Annotated in this window: 5 protein-coding genes; all 5 read right to left on the bottom strand. The window is 30.7% G+C overall.

The genetic code is table 11. From position 1 onward, the window contains the following. Positions 1 to 233 precede the first annotated feature (233 nt). Positions 234 to 746 carry a hypothetical protein gene (locus CXF67_RS08925; RefSeq protein WP_102088444.1) on the bottom strand — a complete coding sequence of 171 codons (513 nt, stop codon included), beginning with the start codon at positions 744 to 746 and terminating at the stop codon, positions 234 to 236. 40 nt (positions 747 to 786) lie between these two features. Further along, complete coding sequence (locus CXF67_RS08920) at positions 787 to 1320, bottom strand: hypothetical protein (RefSeq protein WP_102088443.1); 534 nt, start codon at positions 1318 to 1320, stop codon at positions 787 to 789. Positions 1321 to 1476: 156 nt separating this feature from the next. Next, complete coding sequence (locus tag CXF67_RS08915) at positions 1477 to 1890, bottom strand: hypothetical protein (RefSeq protein ID WP_145990425.1); 414 nt, start codon at positions 1888 to 1890, stop codon at positions 1477 to 1479. A 61-nt stretch (positions 1891 to 1951) separates the two neighbouring features. Then, the gene (locus CXF67_RS08910) at positions 1952 to 2332 is read right to left on the bottom strand and encodes a DUF7668 domain-containing protein (RefSeq protein WP_102088441.1); all 381 of its coding nucleotides are present in this window, start codon (positions 2330 to 2332) and stop codon (positions 1952 to 1954) included. Positions 2333 to 2598: 266 nt separating this feature from the next. Further along, positions 2599 to 3216, bottom strand: a 618-nt coding sequence (locus tag CXF67_RS18195) for a hypothetical protein (RefSeq protein ID WP_219621030.1), incomplete at its 5' end; no start/stop codon positions are given.

Genomic DNA, 3216 nt, shown 5'->3' with positions numbered 1-3216 from the left:
GTCCACCTATAATTCCAAGTCCGACTTCAACTGCTTTCGCAACTACTTCTCTAAAGTCTGTTCGTTTCCAACCATATTCTTTTCCACTTACAATTGCTTTTTGTAAGATTTCAGACGGTAGATATTTTTCTTCGATTTCTGTCATTTTTCAAATGCACCACAACGTTAAGTATAAAAGGTCGTTTTAATGCCTTTTATACATTGTTAGCTGTACGTTTTATTCTTAGTTAATTTTATCCATAAATCTTTTTGTCTCTGATTTCCCAATATTCAGAAACTTGCCCCCTTGTTTTCCATATCAATTCGATTATTTCACCTAACGAATCCTCTGAGAATTGAATATATTCTTGCTTTTTTCCTTCTTTAGTTATTCGTAGATTGACATACGTGTACTTCTCTTTATTTGTACTCTCCCAATCCGCATGTACAACCAAATTTCTTAATCTTCCAGATTCTCTTAGGTTTTTAATCAAATCTTCATACGTACGATTAGATTCTTCGTCCATTATTTGAGATTCGTAATGCAGATCATCTGATAATCTTTTGAATAAATCAATTTTGCTGGAGTATGTCATTTTATGAATTACAGTCAATCCTAAATCCTCACTTCTATCACTGAAAACGTGGCAAATGAATTGGTCAAACCACTGTTCAAGTGCATTAAACTCCATAACTATTCTTCCGATTAAAGGCAGAGCGTTTTCAATGTAATCTTCTGCTTCATCTTCATCATCAATGTCGTGCATTAAGTTTTGGATAAAATCTTTTCGTTTAAGTTTTATTGCTTCAGATTTGTCCAGGAATAATTAGAGTATTAACATTTGAAATCAAATTTTGACAAAATTCAAATTCTGCTGGATTATTAGTAATGTGGTTGAAAATTTCAGTTATACGATTACTATTGTTAGGAGGGCAACTGGGAACGTTGCTTTGAGCAATAGGAGGGCTACCAAACATATTTATATGAGAATAGATTAAATCCCTTTCTCTTTCAAGCCTATTGTCAGATTCAAATATTTTCAAACCAATCGAATGTCCATGATGAAAATATTGAGATAAAGCAAGATTATTACCCATGTCTCCACCAATATTACGTTGTGTCGAAATGTGTTGACTAAAGCGTATTCCTGTTGGTTCTGATTGTCTACAAGCTTCTCCAATATATAAAATACAGCTATCTGCGATAGGGTAATTAATTTTCCTATTATTCAAGTAATATATATAAACAATACTGCGATTTACACCTAAAAGAGGATTACTTCTTAGCGCAAGTAATTCAGCCCTGTCTCTTATGCTATCTATTTGGTGAATTTCGTTCATTATGGTTAATTACAGCTAACGTGTTTGTATATGGTTTGTTGCGTGTTTCAAGCAACTAATTTAGTAAATAATTACCGACCAAGAAAGTCCGCGAGGACTTTCGTAAGTAGACGAGAAGCCAGCAATAAATTATATACGGTGTTAGCAAATCGTTTTTTATTTTTTCACAAGTTTCAAATTCCGTATTGCGTAGAATTCAATTCCGTTTATTGGTTTTATTTTCCGCTTTTTTATTCGGTAAGTTATGGTCGAATTAATTTCATTCCATTTCTTATCCGATTTACTTTCTTTCTCCAGTTTTATAGTCAGAATAAGAGTTTCTTTTTCAATTTTCCATTCTCCTTTTAATTCCGAGTATAATATTTCGTGATAATGATAGAATTTTGTTCTATGAAAAGTTCCGTCTTTATAAAGTACTAAACTGTCAGAATCGACATAATTCCATTTAATTCCACTTTTAGATTTCTGTTTTGTCTTTTCTTTCTTATACACATATTCAGATTGGATTTCTTGCGAAACCAAAATGTTAGTTAAAAAACTAAAAATAAATATTAGAAATATTTTTTTCAAATAATAAAATTTTTAATCATTTTCAGATTTTGAATGATTTTTTTACTTCGTAAATACATTATCAAGGCACATAAACTAATTGAATGTCAATTGAATATTCATTATTGTTTTCTCTTATTTCAGCATTCAGTACTAAATCGCTCAATCCTTCTTCTTTCGTGTAAAGGTCTATAAGTACATTCCAATAATCTCCATAATAAATATAAACCGATGAATTCCAAGTTTCATTCGGAAGTTCAACTAATTCTTCTCCATAATCTTCAATATATTCTTTGATTTGTTCAGCAGTTTCATTTGAAATCGGATTCACGTTTTTTATTTTTGAAATTAAATTATAATCTCCTTTCTCAAAAGCGTTTACAATTTCCTTAAAAATCGGTCTCCAAATGTGTGGTATTGGAAGTTCATTTTCCTCGTTTTTCTCAACCTTTATTTTAGTCATTTCCTATAATTTATGATTTCCAAATTCAATTATTTCCTTTGTTGAGTTTGAGTGGTTAATGTTTGCTAACGGCTCGGCTATGGTTAGTACGGGAATTAAAAGTAGTGAATTTCCGATTAAGCACTTAGCCAAAACTTTTTATTTTGTTTTATCTTTTCTATTTAAAGCCATATCAAAAGATTTGGCGGACTTAGTTAAAAGCTCTAAACTTTGGGTTAAGCACCAAAACCCGTATTAATTATAGCCATTGTTGTGTGTAGTCTTTTCTATCCATAAGGATTAAATTCTCCATATTCATTTATATGCTTAATCAATTCCGAGACGTACCAAGATTCATCATTATCCGTTATTCTTTGCAAAACAGGAATACTTTCGGCACCTTTTTTATATGCATAAATTACTGCTCCGATTTCTCTAATTTCAAAGTCCAGATTCTCGTCTGAAATAATTTCTTTTAAAATTCCATCATAGTTTTTAATAACTGATATTATGGATTCAACAGATTGTCCAAGAGTTCCTCTTCCTAACATATCCTCTTGGTCAACAAAACCTAATAATTTTATGACATCATCTTTCTCAAATTTAGCAAGTTCCAAAGTTCCGTATTGTTGAGATTCATTTGTGTATGAGTCGTTTGAATATGATAAATCTGGATGCCAAGGACAATGAGACAAGTAATAAACTAAAATTGGAGGAATTGAACCTATGTTTTTGGTTTTGAAAAAATCAATAAATAAATCCCAAACTTCATTTCTGTCAGCGTATTTTTTAAAAAGACTATAAAGTCCAAGATAAAATTCATCTGTTTTGTTAGATTTAAACAAACTTTTTGCAAATTCAAACGTAACATCTGGAACTTCATTAAGTATTTCGCTAATAAACAA

It is taken from the genome of Psychroflexus sp. MES1-P1E (assembly GCF_002836055.1).
Taxonomy (GTDB): Bacteria; Bacteroidota; Bacteroidia; order Flavobacteriales; family Flavobacteriaceae; genus Psychroflexus.
This window is presented reverse-complemented; position numbering and strand designations above follow the sequence as displayed.

Excerpts from the sequence above, each read along its gene's own strand:
- CXF67_RS08910 (WP_102088441.1), bottom strand. The coding sequence starts at position 2,332 with ATGACTAAAATAAAGGTTGAGAAAAACGAGGAAAATGAACTTCCAATA.
- CXF67_RS08925 (WP_102088444.1), bottom strand. The coding sequence starts at position 746 with ATGCACGACATTGATGATGAAGATGAAGCAGAAGATTACATTGAAAAC.
- CXF67_RS08920 (WP_102088443.1), bottom strand. The coding sequence starts at position 1,320 with ATGAACGAAATTCACCAAATAGATAGCATAAGAGACAGGGCTGAATTA.